This window comes from Pedobacter sp. 05L430, assembly GCF_056397585.1.
Genome location: NZ_JBFTNT010000056.1, coordinates 1 through 20,743, shown reverse-complemented (window position 1 = coordinate 20,743; position 20,743 = coordinate 1). Strand labels below are relative to the sequence as shown.

16 protein-coding genes and 1 pseudogene are annotated in these 20,743 nt (G+C 43.2%); 12 read left to right on the top strand and 5 right to left on the bottom strand.

Annotation, left to right across the window (positions count from 1 at the left end):
• The 4 genes and pseudogenes from AC1DG9_RS11030 to AC1DG9_RS11015 all read left to right on the top strand — a co-directional run.
• Positions 1 to 367: pseudogene (locus AC1DG9_RS11030) on the top strand (hypothetical protein); the annotation flags it as partial.
• A 13-nt stretch (positions 368 to 380) separates the two neighbouring features.
• The gene (locus tag AC1DG9_RS11025; RefSeq protein WP_477611778.1) at positions 381 to 1,898 is read left to right on the top strand and encodes a RagB/SusD family nutrient uptake outer membrane protein; all 1,518 of its coding nucleotides are present in this window, start codon (positions 381 to 383) and stop codon (positions 1,896 to 1,898) included.
• A 1-nt stretch (position 1,899) separates the two neighbouring features.
• Positions 1,900 to 3,486 carry a family 16 glycosylhydrolase gene (locus AC1DG9_RS11020; RefSeq protein WP_448633424.1) on the top strand — a complete coding sequence of 529 codons (1,587 nt, stop codon included), beginning with the start codon at positions 1,900 to 1,902 and terminating at the stop codon, positions 3,484 to 3,486.
• A gap of 532 nt (positions 3,487 to 4,018) precedes the next feature.
• Positions 4,019 to 6,886: a lantibiotic dehydratase gene (locus AC1DG9_RS11015; protein WP_477634629.1), complete on the top strand. Its 2,868-nt coding sequence runs from the start codon at positions 4,019 to 4,021 to the stop codon at positions 6,884 to 6,886.
• A gap of 12 nt (positions 6,887 to 6,898) precedes the next feature.
• Here AC1DG9_RS11015 and AC1DG9_RS11010 read toward each other — a convergent pair whose 3' ends face one another.
• Both AC1DG9_RS11010 and AC1DG9_RS11005 read right to left on the bottom strand, forming a co-directional pair.
• On the bottom strand, positions 6,899 to 7,624 hold the full coding sequence (locus AC1DG9_RS11010) for a LytR/AlgR family response regulator transcription factor (RefSeq protein ID WP_477611776.1): 726 nt from the start codon (positions 7,622 to 7,624) through the stop codon (positions 6,899 to 6,901).
• Complete coding sequence (locus tag AC1DG9_RS11005; protein ID WP_477611775.1) at positions 7,621 to 8,691, bottom strand: sensor histidine kinase; 1,071 nt, start codon at positions 8,689 to 8,691, stop codon at positions 7,621 to 7,623. The genes AC1DG9_RS11010 and AC1DG9_RS11005 overlap by 4 nt, the downstream gene beginning before the upstream one ends.
• A 106-nt stretch (positions 8,692 to 8,797) precedes the next feature.
• On the opposite strand from AC1DG9_RS11005, the gene AC1DG9_RS11000 reads away from it, so the two are divergent.
• From AC1DG9_RS11000 to AC1DG9_RS10970, 7 genes are all read left to right on the top strand, one after another.
• Positions 8,798 to 8,971 (top strand): hypothetical protein, encoded by a 174-nt coding sequence (locus tag AC1DG9_RS11000; RefSeq protein WP_477611774.1) that lies wholly within the window; start codon positions 8,798 to 8,800, stop codon positions 8,969 to 8,971.
• 59 nt (positions 8,972 to 9,030) lie between these two features.
• A complete protein-coding gene (locus tag AC1DG9_RS10995) occupies positions 9,031 to 9,600 on the top strand; it encodes a GNAT family N-acetyltransferase (RefSeq protein ID WP_477634628.1) in 570 nt (189 codons plus the stop codon).
• Positions 9,601 to 9,645: 45 nt separating this feature from the next.
• Positions 9,646 to 10,620, top strand: a complete 975-nt coding sequence (locus tag AC1DG9_RS10990; RefSeq protein WP_477611772.1) for a helix-turn-helix domain-containing protein — start codon at positions 9,646 to 9,648, stop codon at positions 10,618 to 10,620.
• A complete protein-coding gene (locus AC1DG9_RS10985; protein WP_477611771.1) occupies positions 10,617 to 11,210 on the top strand; it encodes a cyclic nucleotide-binding domain-containing protein in 594 nt (197 codons plus the stop codon). The genes AC1DG9_RS10990 and AC1DG9_RS10985 overlap by 4 nt, the downstream gene beginning before the upstream one ends.
• A 201-nt stretch (positions 11,211 to 11,411) precedes the next feature.
• Positions 11,412 to 11,816 (top strand): MauE/DoxX family redox-associated membrane protein, encoded by a 405-nt coding sequence (locus tag AC1DG9_RS10980; RefSeq protein WP_477634627.1) that lies wholly within the window; start codon positions 11,412 to 11,414, stop codon positions 11,814 to 11,816.
• 90 nt (positions 11,817 to 11,906) lie between these two features.
• Positions 11,907 to 12,140, top strand: coding sequence for a hypothetical protein (locus tag AC1DG9_RS10975; protein WP_477611769.1), 234 nt, complete (start codon positions 11,907 to 11,909; stop codon positions 12,138 to 12,140).
• 55 nt (positions 12,141 to 12,195) lie between these two features.
• Positions 12,196 to 13,245 (top strand): hypothetical protein, encoded by a 1,050-nt coding sequence (locus AC1DG9_RS10970; RefSeq protein WP_477611768.1) that lies wholly within the window; start codon positions 12,196 to 12,198, stop codon positions 13,243 to 13,245.
• Between the two features lie 11 nt (positions 13,246 to 13,256).
• On the opposite strand, the gene AC1DG9_RS10965 is transcribed toward AC1DG9_RS10970, so the two are convergent.
• From AC1DG9_RS10965 to AC1DG9_RS10955, 3 genes are read right to left on the bottom strand one after another with little or no spacing between them, the layout of a single operon-like run.
• The gene (locus tag AC1DG9_RS10965; protein WP_477611767.1) at positions 13,257 to 14,774 is read right to left on the bottom strand and encodes a TlpA family protein disulfide reductase; all 1,518 of its coding nucleotides are present in this window, start codon (positions 14,772 to 14,774) and stop codon (positions 13,257 to 13,259) included.
• Between the two features lie 57 nt (positions 14,775 to 14,831).
• Positions 14,832 to 16,205, bottom strand: coding sequence for a RagB/SusD family nutrient uptake outer membrane protein (locus AC1DG9_RS10960; protein ID WP_477611766.1), 1,374 nt, complete (start codon positions 16,203 to 16,205; stop codon positions 14,832 to 14,834).
• Positions 16,206 to 16,215: 10 nt separating this feature from the next.
• Positions 16,216 to 19,227 (bottom strand): SusC/RagA family TonB-linked outer membrane protein, encoded by a 3,012-nt coding sequence (locus tag AC1DG9_RS10955; protein ID WP_477611765.1) that lies wholly within the window; start codon positions 19,225 to 19,227, stop codon positions 16,216 to 16,218.
• Between the two features lie 631 nt (positions 19,228 to 19,858).
• Between AC1DG9_RS10955 and AC1DG9_RS10950 the strand changes: the two genes are divergently transcribed.
• Positions 19,859 to 20,110, top strand: coding sequence for a helix-turn-helix domain-containing protein (locus AC1DG9_RS10950; RefSeq protein WP_477611764.1), 252 nt, complete (start codon positions 19,859 to 19,861; stop codon positions 20,108 to 20,110).
• Positions 20,111 to 20,743 lie beyond the last annotated feature (633 nt).

The following is a 20,743-nucleotide window of genomic DNA, read 5'->3' as shown; positions in this document are numbered from 1 at the left end:
TGAAAGAACCACTAATGCTTATGGCTTTAATGCAATGCCCATTTCTACAAGCAGATGGAGCTTTCAAAATACAGGAGGCAATTTTCCAACTTCGTTGCATGATGCCAGTTACGGAGGTTACCAGGATGGTTCTGATTACTGGCTAGTCAATGCAACATTCTTGCGCTGCAGAAATATTACGCTTGGTTATTCACTCCCTGAGCGATTGATGGCAAGACAGCATGTATTCTCTAAGATCAGGCTTTCCTTTGATGTTCAGAATCCTTTTACGATTACCAATTACCCTGGACTTGATCCGGAACTGGATACATCGAATTTTTATCCGATGGTAAAAAGTTATGTGTTTGGTGTTAATGCTTCATTTTAATAATAAAATCGTCATGAAAAATCATATAAATACAAAATTGTCTAAATCATTATTGTCAGCCTGTTTAATGGGAGCTGCTCTTTTTTTAGGCTCTTGTAAGAAAAATTTAGATTATGTCAGTTATGGAGATCTGAATTCTGTAGTTAAAACGGCAGCAGGGGCCGGAGCGGTGACCAGTGCAGCCTATACGGGGCTTGCAGGGGGTGGAGACTGGCAAGGTGGATGGACTGCCGGCACCTATGCCTGGAGAACACAAGCCATGATGACCACGGATGAAGGCGTTTGCGCCTGGGGAGGCGATTGGATAAAACTGAATAGCCTGAATTATAATCCAGACTTTGATTGGGTTACCCATAATTATAAAAACTACATGCCGTACATCTCCAGGATTGCTATTAACCTGGAAGATATACAGAATATCAGCATGGATGAAGCTTTGAAAAAACGTTACATTGCCGAATTAAAGGCGCTCCGTGCACATTATGCTGAGTTGATTTATTTCAATTACGGACCGGTGAACATTGTTACTGATCCAAAAATTGCAGCAGATCCAAATGCCCCGGTTCTGCCCAGACCGGCAAGTTCTGTTACGGTAGCACAGATTGAAAAAGACTATCTGGAAGCCATTGACGTTTTACCCGATCGTTTTACCGGTGGTGATTACGGGCGCTTCTCTAAGGCAGCGGCACTAACGGGCCTGATGAAGCTGTATATGCATGAAAAAGACTGGCAGAAAGCTGTATCAACGGGTATGCGGATCAAAACGATGGGTTATTCATTGCAGGCGAATTACGAGGATAATTTTAGTATAGCCAATAAAGGAGGGGCTTCAACAGAGATCATCTTGGCTATTGTTTGTACACCAACTGGCGGTGATCAGTATACCAATATGTGGCTTGCACATTCTTTGCCAGCAGACTATAAAGATCCATCGGGGGTTAACTTAACCGCCTGGGGTGGATATAAAATGCCCTGGAAAACCTATGATAAATTTGACCACGCAGATAAGAGACTTAAAGTGCTGTTAAGTAAATACCCAACAGGAAAAGATGCGGCTGGTAATGTGATCTATAAGGATGCCAGGGCTGCAGGTGATATTGGGGCGGTACCGATGAAGTTTGCACCTGATCCCTCTAAAGCAAACGCACAGAACAGTGGTGTTGATTTTCCGGTATACCGGTACGCTGATGTGTTGCTTATGCTGGCTGAAAGCATTAACGAAGTCAATGGTGGACCTAATGATGAGGCATATAGTGATATCAATGCGGTTAGAAACAGAGCCGGATTGGCCAATCTGACCTCTGGTTTGTCGAAGGCACAGTTCCTGGCCAAAGTTCAGGATGAGCGTTTATTTGAGTTATGGGCAGAAGGTTGGAGAAAGGACGATCTGATCAGATGGAACCTGTTTATCCAGCGTGCAGCAAACGATGGTTCCGGGACAGCTGAAACTTTTAAAGTATTGCTCCCACTTCCAAGGGTGGTGATCAATCAAAGCAACGGAGTGATTAAACAAAATCCAGGATATAATTAAAATGAGGATTCTATTCTTTTTACTTTTTATCACTGCAGGGGCTATTGCACAGACCCCTGCAGTTCCTTTAAATTTAAAAACCCTGGGTACCAGGAGCTGGATCCGGCTAGAATGGACAGGCCGGGCTGCTGATCAGCTGGGTTTTAAGGTCTATTGGTCTGAGCAAAACCGAAAACCGGCATTGCCGGGCGCAACGATAGGGTCCAATCTGCAGCGCTATTATATACAGGATGTGAAGGAAGAAACCCAGTATTATGTGTGGCTGGAAGCCTATAATAAGACGGGTTCCAGTAAACCTCTTTGTGCTAAAGTAACGACAACGAAAAAATGGCAACTGGATAGGGATGAACTTAGGAACCTGGACATAGCCAGCTCCAGTGCTGTTCCTGACGGGATGGAGGTTTTCTGGAATGATGAGTTCAATGACGATTTGCTGAATAGGAATAAGTGGTCAACAAACTATTATTCCAACATTGATTTTCTCAAAAAAGACAATCTATCGCTAATGCTTCACGATAGTCTGCCTCAGCCTGGAATGAGTTTTAATGGCAGGAGCATTCATTTGTTTACCAATGACGTTGTGCCTGTTCGCAGTTTTTATCCCGCTAGCGGAAGGAAAATCTCTTCCATTCAGACATACGATTGGCGGAAAAATGAGAACTACCTGGACAACAGCAGAGGTGGTTATTTTGAGGTACGGGTTAAAAGGAGCAGCTCGGGTAAGCCACAAGGGGTAAATACAGCCTTTTGGTTTGATTCACCTGGCCCTGATCTGAAATATTATCTTCAGCAGGGGACCCTATTGGATGGCATCTCAGGCATCAGACCTGCAGGGCAGGTTTTTGAAATTGATGTGTTTGAGAACCTGGACGCCCAGTTTGTATTGCACGGACATGTAGATGAGCATGGGGCTTTTCAGCATAACCTCGCTACAGATATTGCCGAAGGCTTTACCCATGTTGACCAATGGGTAACACATGGTGTCCTATGGACGCCCTCGAGCATTAAGCATTACATTAATGGCAAGCTGATTAAAGCTTACGACAATAAAAACCAGATTTATTCGCCCAACCATTTTATGAATGTCTTTTTGGGAAGTTACGGTGCAGGGGGATCAGTTGATATGGAGGTGGATTACATCCGGGGATACCAATGGCCTTTATTGAAAGGAAATGAATTGCCAAACCCAGGGTTTGATGCAAATAAGAATTTGTCGCCCTGGGAAGGAACTGGTGAATTGACTTCAGATGTGAAGCGAAATGGAGATCATGCGCTGCTTTTAAATCCGGGTCAGTACATAGAACAATATGTATACCTCAATCATAGTACAGCCTATCAGCTGGAGCTTTGGATGAAGGGGAAAAGCCATCTTGAGGCAACGGTACAAAACGTTACGCAAGTGTCCGGAGTGCTGGATAAAGGCAGTAAGTTTGAAGTCAGCGGTGCCAATAACTTTAGTGTTAAAACATTAAAGTTTAAAACAGGATCGGAATACCTGAATCATATGAAGACAGTAAAAGTGAGGTTTTTAAATACAGGTAGCTCAACGGTAATATTAGATGATGTTAAGGTCTCAAAGGTAAGGTAGTTCATCAGGCTGATCCGATCGAAAATTAATAGATCTCGGGCGGCGTTGAACCAATATTTAGGGCTTTCAGGAGGTGTCTGGAAACAGACCTTCCTTTTCAAAATGGAGAGATCTCCGTGGAAATTAGCCTTCCCGAATGTCATTGTATTTAAAAGCATACCAGCAAACTGTGAAACTGAGCGGGGCACTGATCCTAAAATTAGTATCTCCAGGTTCGTGCGTCTTCATAGAAGGCATACTGCAAAACAAAGCCCCGGGATTCAACTCGTCAATTTTGAAATTCTGAGCAGTTGAACGATTTAATTCAAATAAATCGCTTGTAAACTGAACTAATAGAAAAGAATATTATGATCTTGTTTTTTGCAACTTTTTAATTATTATATCGATTGGTCCGAAATTTATATGAAGCGATTACTTGATAGGGATAAGGTTGGCTTTTTTGACTATTAATATTTTTAAATACCTGTATTTCAGGTGTTTGTTATTTTATTTTGAGGATTTTATTCGGCATCTTGGATGTATGATGCGTCAAATGAAGTATTCTTTTTATCCTAAATTGCTGATCAGAACGCCTGCGAAGCCATTTTCCAATTTCAGTCCTGAAAGCCTTTCAAGGGTGCTCCTGGACAAAGATTTTCAGCAGGCATTGTTCATGGCTAGTCCTGACTTGTACATCGAGTTGAAGAAACATGGGTTTGCCTATGAATTATTGGCTGTTGAACATCGTATGGCTGCATATAAATATTACAACAGGATGTCCTATAGGGCAACGCCATTTGGTGCATTTGCGTCTGTATCGCTGTTAAACTGGGAGGTGCACGACAAACCTATGCTGCGTGACACAGAGCAACTTTTGATCACTTTTCCTAATTTTGGAGGAGCAGATCCTATTGGTGCCTGGACTGAGGAAACACTCATTTATGTAAACCCATCCATTTATAAGCTTGGGAGTCAATTCCGTTATTTATTTCGCCAGTGCAGCTCCGGGGAGGAGAGATCCACCTTTAAGCTCATGAAGGTTTATAAATCAAGACTACTTGCAAAACTATTGAAATTCCTTGAGCAACCAAGCAATTACAAGGCAGTGCTTAATTTCCTGAGGGAAGGCCTTCAACAGGAAGACGGTCCAGCTTTAATCGCAACATTAATCAAGGCGCAAGTGTTATATCATTCTGCATTGCCACATATTACCGGAAGTTTTTTACAAAAAACAATTGATCCAACTGCCAACAATCAGAAATCCTATTCAATTGCTTTTCACAAGCAACGGGGAAGCCTTTCAGTCAGCTTTCAAGATGACATCCTGGAAGGATTAAAAGTTCTCGATAGATTAGCGCTTGATCAGGAGGGTGCCTTGTCAAATTTTGCTAAAAAATTTATGAAAAGGTTTGAAACTGCGGAGATCCCATTGCTATTGGCCTTAGATCCTCAATACGGAATAAGTTACCTGGGAACGGAGAGATCGGCTATGGAAGAAGGTAACTTAACACGCCCTTCAGATGATAAAAGTCAGAAAAATTTTAAAAAGAACTGGACTGCGGTAAGTGCGTTGCTTTTACAGAAAATGTCTGATGCTGATAAGAAGAGGGCTATCTCCCTTTCGGTGAATGACATTGAGCGACTGCCCATACCCGACAGCGTAAAACACTTTCCCCCCTCATTATGGGTTATGTTCCGGCAAGCAGGATCTTATCTATTTATTGAAAATGCAGGCGGCAATAGTGCGGTGAGCATCGCGGGTAGGTTTTCTCATCATCAGCAAATTCACAATGAGCTGAGAATGATCACTGCAATGGAACAAGCAAAAAATGCTGAGGTTGTGTTCGCAGAGATCGCCGCTATGGATGATTCCGTTTCAGATAACATCAACAGCAGGGCGCACCTCCGGGATTTTGAAATTCCGGTTCTGGTACATGCTGATTTACCAAAAGAGCAAATCATTTCATTGAATGACCTGTATATTAGCGTAGCGGCCGGGCAAGTGATCATGCGTTCTAAACGGTTGAATAAAATTGTTATTCCAAGACTGGCGAGTGCATATAATTACAACCTTAGTAACCTGCCTTTGTTAAGGTTTCTTGGAGACTTACAATACCAGCACCTGAAGTGTGACTTTTCATTTGACCCTGAATTTTATTTGCCTGGTCTAAAGTATTATCCCAGGATAATGTATAAAAATATCATTTTATCTGCGGCAAAATGGATATKGGATAAACATGTGATAAGCAATTTTCTGGATTCGGCGCATGGTGTGGCTAACTTTTATAAGATGGCTTCTTCCACCMACCTGGTCAGATGGTTTGCCTTATCAAACTATGACCGTCAGTTGGTGTTTGACCTTAATTGTGAAGAATCGATCAGGTACTTTTTACAGATCATAAAAAATCAATCACGGATTATCCTCAAGGAATTTTTTATGCCAGGGGATAGTTGCAAGATTTACGACGTTAAGGGCAATGTTTATCTCGGTCAGTATGTGGCCTTCCTGATCAACAAGGAACCATGCTATCAGGAGCAGATTTTCAGACATGCAGATGTAGTGAGAAATGTTAAATCCCTATTCTTGCCGGGTGAGGAGTGGTTATACTTTAAGATATACGCACATCCAGAGACGGTAAACTGGTTTTTGGCTGACGATTCTTTGTATAAGATTTTGCAGCGACTTCGAAAGAGCAATGCGATTTATTGCTGGTTTTTTGTCCGTTATGCTGATCCCAGTTACCACCTTCGGCTTAGGATGAATGTGCATGTCCATCAAGCCGTCCAGATTATAGCTGAGATCAAACGCCTGGTCAAACCGCATCTAAAAAATGGCTTGGTTACTGATTTCACAATTGCAACTTATCAGCCTGAACTTAAACGCTACGGTTTAGCGGGAATAGAAAATGTCGAGAAGATATTTGAGCTGAGCAGTGAGGCTGTTGTCAATTTTTATAAAACTCAGAAGACACTTGACGAACAAATCTGTTTTGCGATCAGCTCCGTTGTTGAGATTTTATCAGTGATGTTTTCCACTTTGAATGAAAAGGTTCAGTTTGCGAAGAATGGAAATCAGATAGGGACAAAATCAGCGTCCAAACGGGTACAGCTGGATAAGTATTATCGCCACCGGAAACCTCAATTGGAGTTTGCGGCAGGCGAACCTGTAAGTTATTATGGCAATCTTATTGCCCAAAAAATTCAAGAATTGGGTGAAAAGTGTAAAGCAGTAAAAGACATCCGGCAGTTCGCTTCAAAAGACCGTTACGACCAGTTGGTGTCAGATTTGATTCATATGCATTTAAATAGGTTGAACACGACGGGTTCGTCTGAGTTTGAAACGAACATGTATTATTTCCTGACCAAATATTACCGATCGCTAATGGGTAGAGGGAAACAAGGTCTTGTAAATACTGTTTAGGCTTAATAAATTCTAGTTGCCACCTATGGTGTTGGATTTTAGATAAGTATAAAAGCTGGTTTTATATGCCGGACCCAGTCCAATTTTTTGACCATTACTCATGGTCAGACTGTTACCATCAACCGTTTCCAGGAAAATGGTGTTGATGATAAAAGACCGGCTTACCCTAATCAAATGGGTGCCTCTTAGTTTTGTTTCGGCTTCTTTTAAGGAAAGATAGATCACCTTCGGCGAGTCACTTCCGGTGGTATGGATTTTCACATAGTTCAGCATGGCTTCAATAAAAGTAATTTGATCAATCATGATTCTGATAAATTTTCCTTTTACACTCGCCTTGAAAAAAGCTGGCTTATCAGATACTGAAATTTCCTCCTTAACGATCCGTTTACACACTTTTTGCACGGTGCTTAAAAACTTCTCAAAAGAAAAAGGCTTGAGCAGATAACCTGAGGCATGAACGCCAAAGGCTTCCAGAGCATATTGTTCATGTGCTGAAGTGAATATAACCCGAACATCGCTATTTGCAAGGTCTGCTAAGGCTAGTCCTGAAAGTTCGGGCATATCGATGTCGAGGAAGGCAATATCAGGAGGCTGGTTGCCTGAAAGAATAGCCAGAGCATCCAGTGGATTTTCATAGGCTTTGTAAAGAACAAGGTTTGGTGTTTTTTCGATATAGGAGTCCAATGTAGCTAGTGCATGCGTTTCGTCATCTACTATTATTGTTTTATACTGCCTCATGATAATTGAATGGTAAGGGTGAGCTGATAGGATAATTCTGAATTTAAGATGTGAAGTTCGTATTTATTCGGATAAGCCCTGGAGAGTCTCTTTTCGGTGTTTTTAAGGCCAATTCCATATCCTATGGGCGAAACGAATTTCCGCTTATTGTTTAAGATTTGTATGGTCAGTAGTGTCCCTTCGATGTTACAGTGAAATTGTGCAGGGCTTGTCTCGACTTTTAACTCAGCATATTTTAGTACATTTTCTGCTAGGGTAACCAGTACCAAAGGAATGATTTCGAGCTCGCCAGGAGCTCCGGTAACCCTAAAATCTATATGTAAGCGTCCGGCAGACTTTAAAGCACTGATCTCAAAAATATCACCGATGTGCTGAATCTCCTCTTTCAGTTTTACCTTTCCTCCTGAGGGAGTGCTTAAACTGTAACGCATGATATCGGAAAGGCGAAGAATGGTGTCTCCGGCATCTTTATTGGTATGAAGGACGGTGCTGTGGAGATAACTTAAGGTGTTGAACAGGAAATGGGAATTGATCTGTGACTTCAAAAAAGCATTCTCTATGGTGACAAATTCCCGTTTTGCGATTTCCTGATCGGCCAAATCCTTTAGTCTGGCTTGTTCAAGTAAGGCAACCTGTCGCTGCTTTTTGCTGGAGGCCATGAAGAACCAGTACGTAAAGCTTAATCCATTTACGGTTATAAATCTCCAAAAAGTATCGCGCAGAAAATTGTTGAAACCTACATAAGGATTGGTGGTGCGTACCTCAAAAAAGATATAAGCTTGTGCAAGCAGATATTTCAGCAGCAGAAAGGTGGAGAACTCCAGGGCTAAGAGTATCATTCCTAAACCCAGACGCTGAGGAGCTGTCGCAAAAGAACTGGCGTATTCAAGCAGATAGTGAGCAGTGAAATAAAAGAGACATAGGTTAACCAGTAAATGCCAGGAGACATCCCAGAAATAGATTCCTTCGCCGGTGTAGGCATAAAGCATTCCAATCTCGTAAAAAAAATAGGCAGCAACAAAAGCAATATGCCTGCCGATTACCTTCAGACGTACTGTTAATTTCATAATAGAGTGATATCTACAATTTATGGTTTTTATATAAAAAAGTGGCATAGTGGTATAATAAAATTCGCTGGACTGGCCCTTTGTCCTAAATTTTCAAAAAAAAACTATGGAAACTCAACACAAAAAAAAGCTGGTTATTGAACCAGAAGTGGTCTTTGAAATCAAAAATACGCATCAGAACGATCCTCCTGATGATCCGACAACCAGTCTGGCTACGACGACTTTTACACATATATTGACCTTCGGCGGGCATACCCATCAAAAGGATTCTCGTGAATAAGAAGTACAAACAACCAAATTGGTATAATATGTATCTTGGGTGTTTTATTGAATTAAGATATGGTAATCAGCAATGAGGATCGAATTCGGGTAACTGAAATTTTAGCAAAGGCTTTTGAAGACAATAAAAGTGTAAACTATATTGTCAAGCAAGATAGAAAACGTTTGTCAAGGATAAAGTTATTGATGGAGTACGCTTACTTTATGTGCAATGCATATGGTAGGGTTATTTTGTCCGAAGATAAAAATGCATGTGCACTGGTCCTGTTTCCCGATAAGAAGAAAACCTCCTTAAAAGGGATTTACTGGGACGTAAAACTCGTTTTTAAAGTAATGGGTCTCTCTAATTTGCCCAAAGTACTTRGGCGGGAGGGTTTAATTAAGAAACAGCATCCCCAATTGCCATTTTATTACCTCTGGTTTATCGGCGTGGATCCTTCGGTGACCGGGCATGGTTTAGGCAGTGCATTATTGCAGGAATTAATTAAAGAAGCCGGCATGATGGACCTGCCTTTTTACCTGGAGACTTCTACCGTTGAAAATATCCCCTGGTACCAGAAATCCGGGTTTCATATCTATCATACAATGGATATTGGTTACACTTTGTTCTTTTTAAAACACATTACATAGCCCTCATCAAATAAGTCATTCCGATCATCGCCTAATCATCTCCCTATGTTAGTCTTTAATTCAGAAATGCATCTGATTACGCTCTTATTTATTCTCCTTGAACTGATGATGTTCTCTATCCAGTTCTACCGGTACTTTTCCGGTCCCCAGGACAAGCCACGCCTTTGGTATCTTATTTTGCTGGGCCTGCTTATTTTTTACAATGTTACAGGCGGCATTTTTCCGGACCCGGACATACCTATCCGCCTAACGTTGCAAAACACCATTGCCTATGGTTCCGGTTTTTTGATGGCAGCCTATTTCCCATACTATTTTTATAAAAGCTTTCACCTGGAACACCTGCGTTTCCAGGCACTGTACGGGACAACGGTTTTTTTGCTGGGCCCTTATCTGGTATTTTTTGTGCTGATTTACCCTCTCACCGAAGACCTGAGCTTTGCCCTCAATTATGGCCTGGTCATTCCTTTTGTTTATTCTTTTTACCTGTTGTGGGCGATTTTAGATGCCATCAGAAAGGCGTTCAAAATCAAAGCAGCTTCGAAGAATCCACCAGGGAAGATGGAAGTGCTAGGTGTGTACTTCGCGGTTGCGCCGTGGGTCTGCCTGTCGGTGTTTGCCTATCTTAGCGTCAATCAATGGACCGAAGCATTGGTGACCAACGCTGGGTTTATTTTCGTTATGATATTATCTCTGAAGCGATCCATTGACAGGGATCGCTCGGAATATAAAAAGCAACTCGCCAATGAAATGGGACAAGTCTATAGTTTCCGAAAAAAATGTGCTGACTACCGGCTTAGTGTCCGTGAGCAAGAGATTGCGAGGTTGCTGTGCCAGGGACTTACTTACGAGGAAACGGGACGGATACTTTTTATTTCCCGGAAAACCGTGGATGCCCATATCCGCAAGATCTTTTTAAAGACCAATTCCAGAAACAAGATCGAACTGCTGCAGCTATTAGGGCTGACAACAGGCTGGCAGGAAGAGGTTGGGTTTGAGCACCATCTAAGGTACAATCCATGAAGCCTGTTTCAGACGAAGCATTTGAACTGTTAATCGATACAATGGAAAAGATGCAGCCACTAAGCACAAGGTTTAAGCGACTAATCAAACCCATATTGTTTGAAACAGAATACAAAAGGGGAAGCAGAATACTCAACTTCAACGAAGTCCAGCAATTGATCTGGTTTACGATAGGTGGCATTGCTCGCGAGATCAGAGTGAATGCAATTAGTTACAGCGAAAGTACAGCCTGGTTCTGGAGGGAGCGAAGCTTCTTGTATACTAGTCCTGGCTTTTTTAGCCAGGAGCCCTCTCATAGTACAATCGAGGTTATAAAGGATTGCAGGGCGGTGCTTATGAGCTACCAGAACTTGTCGGATTTAAAGACAGCGTTTAAAGAAACTGAAACGATAACCGAAAAGATCAGGGCGGATAATGAAATGATGCGATTAATACATGGCGACAACATCAGGAACCTTAACACCAGGGAAAGGTACCTGGAAGAACGGGAAATGCTGAATGAAATATTTCCGCACGCAAAGCTGCAATATATTGCTGAATATATGGGTATGTCCGTGGACAGGTTAGGGAAATTACGAAAGGAGAATTAGCTTATTTACAAAGAAATGGTAACCCGGCGCGAAAGAAATCCTTTTTTTAACTGCTTTTTATCCATTAAATAACTGCTTTTTTAGACGCTAAAACCGGGTGATTTTAGGATGTGAATAGTCAATTTAGGACTAATCAAATCATCCCTTATGAAATCCACYGCTCGAAGTCATCCATCCCAGGGGCTAGCCAGAATCCGGCAAATGCTAACCGATATCATCTGCTATAGCTTTATCCTATTATTTGTTTATGCTGCTGCAGCCAAACTGCTGGATCATCAGAAATTTGAGCTGCAGATTGCAAAGTCGCCCATACTGACGGACTTCGCCGGCATACTCGTCTGGCTGGTCCCGGCAGTTGAAATTGTCATTGCCATTCTGCTCATGTTTCCGAAAACCACGTCCCTGGGATTGTTTGCTGCGCTTGGATTGATGACGCTGTTTACCGCTTACATCATCGCGATCCTGAACTTTAGTGAAAGTATTCCCTGTAGCTGCGGCGGGGTGCTGGAGCACATGAGCTGGCAGCAGCATCTTGTCTTTAATCTGGTTTTTGTTATCCTTTCCATCGTCGGTATTCTATTACATTCTAAATCTCAAAATAAATAGGGCTTGCCCTTAAAACATATTCTATGCGCATGAATCAGGAGGAACCGAAAACCTGTAACAGAGTAGGTGCTTAATATTAAAATTAAAAACATGAAAAAATTATTTTTTGCCGCTTTATTAGCAACAGTTGCTATAGGCGGAGCATTAAGTACTAATGCAAACACTTATTATGGCCCAAATCCGAACAACACCCCTTACAATTGTAATGGAGCAGTAACGCTTTGTAGCACCGCTATTCCTCAGCAATTCGTTTGGACACAACCTGGAGAATCAGGGACCAAAATCAGGGTTTCTCAGCTTCCTGCAACAGAAAAGTTTAATTAGTAATACCAAACCCAGGCTCAGGCGATTGCCTGGGCCTGGGTTTTAATTTTAAACCATGAAAAAGATCGGTATTATCCTGTTTGTCATGTCTTTTTGTATCGTAATGTTGATCCTATTCTTTCAGCGAAGCCATCAAAATACACCAAACGCGTTCAACAGAAAATTCATTGTGCAAAAATTTAGGATAGCCGGAGTATTCCAGTTCCCTGGCGCTGGCTTCGGCTTTTCCTGGAAGCCGGACAGTCTGATCTATCTGAAAGATTACAACAATCCGGTAATGCAGTATGTCATAGATCCGGTAGAAGGATCTGTCAGAAAAATTAAGTTAGCTGTGCCAGGTAGCTTCAACATGCAGGGCGGCAATGTAAATTTTGACCGATGGAATACGACCGTTCATATGACCAATGGGATTGGTGAAATCGCTGCGATGTCCTCTTCCCGAAACCAGTTTTGGATGTTGTCTGGGCAGCGTTTTGATGAGCCCAGGTCGCTTTCAGCAGGTACGCTAGTGGTACGATCATTTGTGAAAAATAAATCGGAAAGCCATCTTGAATTGCTAAAGATCTCGCTCGCCCAGCAGGCATCGCCCGGGCAGCATTATCGATTACCCCCACAAGTGGATGGCATTTTTTGTGCTGATGGCTGGCTCCATTATGATGCAAGAGCCGCCAGCCTGTACTACATGTATTTTTACCGGGGTACTTTTTTGTGCCTGGATACGAACCTGAATTTACGTTATAAAGCGAAGACCGTTGATACGGTGCAGTGGGCAAAGATCAGGGTTAATATGTATAACCAGCGGCTCAAAAACGGTACGGGCATATTGCGAAAATCTCCGGCTGGTTTACCAACTACAGTCAATAAATATTTTACCGTCAGCGGAAACTGTGTTTACATCCAGTCCGGACTAAGGGCTGATAATGAAAGTGCTGCCAGCCGCCGGAAAGAGGAATCAATTGATGTTTATGAAGGAAACAGTGGCAGGTATCTTCATAGTTTCTACCTGCCAAAGTATAAAGGGCTAAATATGCGTCAGTTTGAGGTAGCTAGCCAAAACCTAATTGCCATTTATGATCAGTTTTTGGTGATATATCGTTTGGAATGATCTTCCAAAATCTATTTTTCTGCAAGGGCATCATTGATAAGCCGAAGCAACTCTTTTGAAGTAAAATAACCGGTTAGTTTAGCAACGATTCGATGTTGTTTATCTATGAGCAACACGAAGGGGGCGGCATTAACCTCATAATATTTTGACAGGGGATGGTCAAGCAAGCCAGTGCCCAATCCGGTGAACACATTCAGATAGGCTTTTGAGGTGTAGGTTCCACTGTTCAGGCTTTCCATCCATCTTTTTCTGTCCTTGTCTGTGTTGACACTTAAAAATTTGAATTCCTGCTGGTCTTTTAAAGAAGGCCAGACTTGGGATTCAAACAGATGATGAAACTGTGCGCAGCCACTACAGCCGGTCCCCCACAGGTCAATGATAAATACTTTGCCTTTCAGTGCCGAGGTATTAAAGATATTGCCGCGGAGATCGGTAAAGTCCGTATCATAGAATGGTCTTCCTTTGGCCAGTTTGGTTTTTTTGGCCATGATTTCCTTTCCCAGCTTAGAAGTTAGCAATGGAGTGGCATCCATGACCAGGGAATCATAAGTTATGGGATCGTAACGGGCAATGTATTGCAATGATTTTCCATCCATAAGGAACTGGCTCAGCAGCCTTTCCCTGATTTCAGGTTGACTCGTATGGTATTTCAGCATCTCATAAAATGTCCGAAGGTCAGCATCTTTTCCGGAGCCCTTCAGCAAAGCTTTGGTTTTATAGTGCCTTAGCAGCCCGCTGAAATGCTCCGGGCTTAAAAGGCTAATCGTATCCTGCTCTTGTTCAGTATCAAAAAAGGTTTGTTTAAAAGCTGCCTTAAGGAGCTGCTGCGCCTCTGGTTGCTTTTTTTGATAAGCTAAGCGATAACCGTCATTGATGTAGTCGCCCCATTCTGTATGGTACCTGGCAAACTGGTCAGCAATCAATTTCCGCATTGAAGGGCTGAGCTGCGCAGTGGAACTGTCGATAAGTTGTTGTTTTTTCTGCAGGTTTGTTTTAATCAATCTGGCCAGCTGATCCAGCTTTTGCCGGACCTCTGTTGATGTATCCGATGCTTTGAGTTCAGTGTACAGGCTGGTAAAATTATCTTTTACTTTTTGCAATGCCGTAATGAGGTTGTATTTGGCAGCACCTTTTCCGCTGAATAATAAAATATCGTCTCCTGTGGTTTCTGTGATGGCAATATGGATGTCGTCCCCTGGTTCCGCATACCAGGCCAGGGAAAACCATCCCAGGGTCTCCACGCTCCCGGACCGGGGGACTTTGATCACAAAAAATAGGGGCTTACCTAATGCCGGGATTGTGAAACTAAAGGTTCCGTCATGGTTGACTTTGGCTTTGTAATCAACCGAGGAATCCCAAAAATTCGCATTGGGATAGGTCCAGACCAATACGCTGTCAGGTTGCTTTTTTTTGCTGTATTTAAATGTACCTGAAAAGGTAGCCTCTTGCGGAATGTACTGCGCGTTTGACTTTACAGTGAACAGTAATAATAGGCCGGTGATCAGGCTCATGTAAGATATGGTTTTCATAATAAGAATTTTATTAAGCAGCGCATTTTGAGGCGCTGCTTAAGTGTACACATAGGTTTAATACCCCTGGTTTTGAGTGATCTGATGATTTCTGCTGATTTCCTCCACTGGAATCGGGTAGAGGATGTCGGTTGCCTTCCAGCCGGATTTTAAAGGGGAGAGGATGGCAGTGCTCAGTCCGCTCCGTTTCAGGTCAAACCATCGGTGACCCCATTCTGCAAAAAGTTCTGTCTGCCGTTCATGCTGAATGGCGTTTAACAACTGGATCTGGCTAATATCCGGATGGGTGTCTTTTATTGCAAGAAGCCCGGCCCTGCGTCTGATCTGATCCAGATCGCCCGCGCTTTCGGTTAGTTTGTTTTGCATCGCCCTGGCTTCGGCCCGGATCAGGTATTGCTCTGCCAGACGGAAGACTACTGAATACTCTGTAATGGTCGTAGAGGATTTGACTTTGTATTTATATGGGTAGTCATAACTTCCGGTTTGATCTGTGTAATTTCCGATCCAGGCAGTTTTTCGTTTGTCATTTGGCTCAAAGGCTGTACTGGCAAAGTTTTTTCTTAAGGATACGTAATCGGGAGTAGCTTGAAGGATAAACAAATTGCCGTCCTGGCTGTTGGTGTTTGCGGACGGAAAAATGGACCAGATGATTTCCTTGCTGTTTTTTATAAAGATTTCATCCAGGCCGACCAGGTCGTAGATGCCGGTTTTACCGATGACCAGTGAAGCATATTTCTCCGCATTCTGCCAGTCTTTAGTATACAGGTAAGTTCTGGCCAGCAGGGCCTGAGCTGCCGCACGGTTCGGCCGGACGCGTTCCCCGCTTACATAGTCGTCGGTCAGTAGACTTTCAGCTGTTTCCAGGTCAGTAATAATCTGCTGATAGACCGCTGCCTCTGCTGCGCGGGGATGATTTCGGCTTTCACGGTAGTCGGAGCTTAGCTGTAGTGGTACCGGGCCAAAAAGATTGACGAGGTAGAAATAACAGAAGGCCCTTATGAAATGTGCTTCTCCTTCCAGTTGTGAACGGACTGGGGGACTAATGCCTTTTGAAGCACTCAGCCCTTCCAGGATCGCGTTGACGGTATAGATATGGGTATAGGGTAACGCATAAAGAGAACTGATACTCGTGTTTTGAGGATGGAGCGCGTTTTCATAGAATTCCACCAGACTAAAATTGTAGTTTTCAAATTCATCTGCTGAGAGGCCGCATAGGGAGGTGATACTGGTATTTCCACCCGAGGCATATCCTGAATTTGCCATGCCGCTGTAAATTCCTGTAACAGCAGAGGTTGCGGTTTCGTCATTTTTAAATATTTGTGCTGAGGAAAGGCTGTTCTTTGGCGCATCTATCTCCAGGAACTTTTTACAGGAAGTTTGCAGGTAAATGATGGCACCAGCGATGAGGTAAATTAGTTTAATATTTTTCATGACCTTAGTATTAAAAAGTTAGATTTAAACCAACAGAAAATACGCGCAGGGGTGGCAGACTGTACATGCTCAGCGTTTCCGGGTCCAATCCTTTGTATTTACTGAAGGTGAGTACATTCTGCCCTTGTATATTCAGCGCTGCCTGTTTGACCCTGATCGCCGAAAGGAGTTTCGCTGGTAAAGTATAGGAAACAGAGATATTTTTTAGCCGGATATAGGAAGCATCCTGAATGGCCATGCCCCCTTCGTTCTTTGCATCGCTGAAAATGTAGTTGGTATTGTTTGTGGTGCTGAACTTTTGGACTCCAGACTGATCACCGGGCTGTTGCCATCTGTTCAGGACGGCGGTGAGCTGATTGCCGTACGGGGTTTCCGGCGTCCATATGCCGGGTGTAAAGGTGGTCGTGCTCATGTAATTGTTGCCGTTTTGCTTCACAAAAGAAAAAAGGAAATCTAAACTGAGCTGTTTATACCGCAAGGTGTTCTGGATTCCCCCGAAAAAATACTGGCCGGTAAATTTATGGCGATAGCGGTCGGCATCGTCTAACGTTCCGTTACCATCATAATCCTCGATGTCGTATAATCCTGTTTGTGGATTAACCCCATTTACCTGATAAATCTTGCGGATAGATAAGGGTTGCCCGATAATGTAATTGTAGGCATCATTTGAGCTTTCCAGCCCCGGATAGGCAATGAGCCTGCTTTTGGGGATAGTCATGTTAATAGCAGCCGACCAGGTTAAGTTGGTTTTGTTGACCAGTTTAAAATTTGTTCCGATCTCCAGTCCTGAATTTTCAACGGTAGCCGGGCGGTTGGCGGTGATGGTGGAGCTTCCTGTACTCAAAGGCAGAGGATCTCCGATCAGCTGGTTTGAGGAGCGGTTTCTGTACCAGGAAACTTCCAGGTTGATCTTGTCATGCCAGAATCCGAGTTGGATGGCGGCTTCCAGTTTGCGGTTGGTCTCCCAGGCAAAGTCCGGGTTGCCCACGCGGCCGGTGTTGGGCCTGACGGTAGCGTTTCCCTGGTAGCTATTTCCGGAATACCATAGCTGCAGGTAGCCATAGTCGGAAATCTGGTCATTTCCGGTGATCCCATAGCTTGCTCTCAGCTTGCCGAAGCTCAAAAACCGGAAGTTTTCTTTAAACAGTTTTTCTTCGGAAAATATCCAGGCGGCGCCGATGGCCCCGAAATTGGCAAACTGCCGGTCCTGTCCGAACCTGCTTGATCCGTCGCGCCGTCCGGTCAGGTTGATAAAGTATTTCCCTGCCAGGCTATAATTCAAACGGGCAAAGATTGCGGTATAGCGGTATTGGGAATAGGTGACCTGGTAGGGCAGGATGTTGGCTGCAGACAGGATGTTTTCCATGAGCTCGTCGCTGCTGAAGCCGGAGGCCTCCAGTGCCTTCATTTCGTTCTTATTTTCCTGGAAGGTTAAACCTGCTAATGCTTCCAGGCGTCCGGCGCCGAGTTTTGTACTGTAATTCAGCTGCGGTTCTGCCTGCCAGGTGTTGTTGCTGGCATTGGCAAAATAGCTGGTCCTATTAGCCGAGGTTGCATTGTTGACAGGTGCAAAAGAAGCAAGCGGGATTTTGTTTAATTCTTCTCTGTTCTGCGTGGTGTAGCCAAATGAACCCTTCAGTTCTAGATTCCGCCACAGTTTATAACTCAGGCTTAGGTTTGCGACCAGGTTATCTGTTGCCGCTTTGTTTGTGCGCTGCATTAAGGCCATGGGGTTGATGTATACGGTATTGTTTGCCCAGTTCAGATTGCCGGAGGCATCATACACATCTGGAGCGTTGGGTGCAAGGGCCATGAATTGTGTGAAATCATTTCTGGGCAGCAGGCTGTTGGTACGAGAATAGTTTGCAGTGAAGCTGGCCTGGAAAGGACTTTCTGGTGACCCGATATCCAGACTGGAATGCATGCCGCCACGGTTAAAGCCAAATGATCCGGGGTATACCGTTCCTTCGCGGTAGTAATTTCCACCCAGCAGGTAGCTGATCTTTCCGGAGCTGCCGCTGAGGTTGAGCGCGGCATTGGTCATGGGCGCGGCGGCGCCAATCATTTCTTTTTGCCAGTCGGTATATTTGTCTGCTGCCCAGGTGCCGTTCACATCAAAATCTCTGGAAGTGGGGGTTAAGCCGTCGTTCTTAAAGGCTTCCCGGCGCATTTCTAGGTATTGCTCGGTGTTCAGCATTTTGGCTCTTCGGTCTACTGCCGCGGCACCCTGTGAGAAAACGGCATTTAGCTGGCTGTTTCCGCTTTTGTTCTTTTTTGTTTTGATGAGTATGACTCCGTTGGCGCCCCTTGAGCCGTAGATTGCTGTGGCATCGGCGTCTTTTAAAACTTCAATACTTTCAATGTCATTAGGGTTTATTAAGCTTAGTGGGTTTGCTCCGTTAGCGCCAAGGATATTACCCCCGTAGTTGAAAGAAATGTTGGTTGAGGGATAGGATACACCATCTATAATGTATAAAGGATCATTGCCACTGGCGATGCTGTTGCGTCCCCTGATCTGAACAGAGAAGCCTCCTCCTGGTAATCCTGTTTGTTGTGTGATGGTAACACCGGGAATGCGTCCCTGTAAGGCCTGTAAGGGATTATTGATGGGTTGCTTTTCTATGGTTTCTGCGCCGATTCGAGAAATGGAGCCTGTCCGTTCGCGCTCTTTCACGGTGTAGTAGCCTGCATTGATTTCGACTTCCTGCAGCTGGCTCCGGAGTTCCCGCATGAAGATTTTGAATTTGTCTTCTCTGCCCATGATATAGTCCATGGACTGGGTTTCATATCCGGTGTAGGAGAAGGTCACGGTTCCATTTTTTGTCTTGCTGACGAGGGAAAATTTGCCGTTTTCGTCTGTTATGGTGCTGATGTCGGTGTCTATGATTTTAATGGTGACACCAGCTAATGGTTTTCGGTCTTGTGTATATATGGTTCCGGTAATGGTGTCCTGGTCCTGACTTTGTAGGCTAAGGATTAGGCATAACATGGCCAGGACGATAGTGAGTATCGTTTTTTTCATTATCAGTTTTTTAAGAAAATAGTTAGTCAAAAAGTATTAAGGTGCAAAGCAGGCAAAGCCATGCCTCCCTGCACAACCCGCCCACCTTGCAAAAAATTAATGACATACTATTGCGGTGCCCTGATAATGAGTTTAAAGATGTTGCTGGAAATTACTTGGTTAGCAGTTCTGGTTCTCATATTTATTCTACGTTAGTTGAACATGATATGAGCCTCTTGAGATGTTTTTGGGGATGAATGCTATCAGGCCCGGGACAGAAGTTCTCATTGAAATTGCCCGAGTTCCCGTGTAGGACGGGGATTAGCAAACGCTAATCTGAACGCAATCAATAAGCTGCCCCGGCCTAATAGCAAATGCTATTAAGTACCGGGTGCTCACTTATCCCTCGCGTTCTTGAAACTCCTACATAACTCGAACGAGGCTCTTGGGTGAACACCTCAATATCATTGGATATTTAGTGATCGCAATTTAACTTATTTCATGAATAATGTTTTAGTAAATAATCTACTTTTCATTTCCTTAATTCAAATATATGTATAAAAATATAGATTTTCTATATTTTTATAAAGAAAATCTAGCTAAATCGTGTTGGATTTATAAAAATGAAGAATGAGTTTTAATTTCACTGACAATGGTGAAATCTAAAAGTAAATCTGACTTGACAAAACTTGGTCTGTACTTGGCTAAAAAATTCGTTAATAGGGCAGAGTTATCGCGCAACACTGGTCTTAGTGAATCGAGATTAAGCGAGCTTAGTATTAATCCAACATCTAAAATCCGAGGGGATGAAATTTACCTAATAGCTTTGGCACTTAGGGTGGACGGAAATGAAATCTTAGATTTTCTGTACGGACATCTAAAACTGAAGGATACCATGCGTTAAATTAGTTTCATTGCGCACTAAATGTAATTTCCTATAATGTGCGAATGTCTATCCGGAGTTGTTTGTCAGGCATGTATAATGATAATCACACGTGTCGCCTTTCAACGGGAGTCATAAAAATAACTAGGTTGAAGCAGCATCATTACTATGAGTGGGGATTATTCCGTATACGGCCCCTCTTTCGCGGACACGCGCCTCATATTACGGTCCAAAATGGTTCTTCCCCAATTTTGGTGGTTAAGTCGGTTTGAGTACTAATCTCTTTCTAAGTAATTCGAAACTTGCCCTACTATACATTGCCTTCTATTGTGCCATTGCTCTAAGGCAAACTGATTGCAATATTTCGGAGTAGTATACATAAAAAGAACACCYAACATGGGTGCCTACTATTACATCCCTACCAATATTAGTGAATTCTAGATTTAATGTTTACAAAGTATATCTGCAGAGGAGAAGATCAATTCAGATTTTTAAATAAACGTAACAAATACGTAACGGAGCAAAATTTTTCGGTTCCATGAATAACTCGTAAATTGCTTCTGTAAGCCAGAAAGGCACATTTTGCCTGTTGTTAGGGCGGTTAGGCTAGAAGACTCATAATCTTTGACTCGTATGTTCTACACCGTTAGAGCT

Bases quoted from the DNA above. Each gene is read 5' to 3' on its own strand.
- AC1DG9_RS10960 (WP_477611766.1), bottom strand. From the start codon at position 16,205: ATGAAAAATATTAAACTAATTTACCTCATCGCTGGTGCCATCATTTAC.
- AC1DG9_RS10990 (WP_477611772.1), top strand. From the start codon at position 9,646: ATGTTAGTCTTTAATTCAGAAATGCATCTGATTACGCTCTTATTTATT.
- AC1DG9_RS10955 (WP_477611765.1), bottom strand. From the start codon at position 19,227: ATGAAAAAAACGATACTCACTATCGTCCTGGCCATGTTATGCCTAATC.
- AC1DG9_RS11020 (WP_448633424.1), top strand. From the start codon at position 1,900: ATGAGGATTCTATTCTTTTTACTTTTTATCACTGCAGGGGCTATTGCA.
- AC1DG9_RS10970 (WP_477611768.1), top strand. From the start codon at position 12,196: ATGAAAAAGATCGGTATTATCCTGTTTGTCATGTCTTTTTGTATCGTA.
- AC1DG9_RS10975 (WP_477611769.1), top strand. From the start codon at position 11,907: ATGAAAAAATTATTTTTTGCCGCTTTATTAGCAACAGTTGCTATAGGC.
- AC1DG9_RS11000 (WP_477611774.1), top strand. From the start codon at position 8,798: ATGGAAACTCAACACAAAAAAAAGCTGGTTATTGAACCAGAAGTGGTC.
- AC1DG9_RS11010 (WP_477611776.1), bottom strand. From the start codon at position 7,624: ATGAGGCAGTATAAAACAATAATAGTAGATGACGAAACGCATGCACTA.
- AC1DG9_RS10980 (WP_477634627.1), top strand. From the start codon at position 11,412: ATGCTAACCGATATCATCTGCTATAGCTTTATCCTATTATTTGTTTAT.
- AC1DG9_RS10965 (WP_477611767.1), bottom strand. From the start codon at position 14,774: ATGAAAACCATATCTTACATGAGCCTGATCACCGGCCTATTATTACTG.
- AC1DG9_RS10950 (WP_477611764.1), top strand. From the start codon at position 19,859: ATGGTGAAATCTAAAAGTAAATCTGACTTGACAAAACTTGGTCTGTAC.
- AC1DG9_RS11025 (WP_477611778.1), top strand. From the start codon at position 381: ATGAAAAATCATATAAATACAAAATTGTCTAAATCATTATTGTCAGCC.
- AC1DG9_RS10985 (WP_477611771.1), top strand. From the start codon at position 10,617: ATGAAGCCTGTTTCAGACGAAGCATTTGAACTGTTAATCGATACAATG.
- AC1DG9_RS11005 (WP_477611775.1), bottom strand. From the start codon at position 8,691: ATGAAATTAACAGTACGTCTGAAGGTAATCGGCAGGCATATTGCTTTT.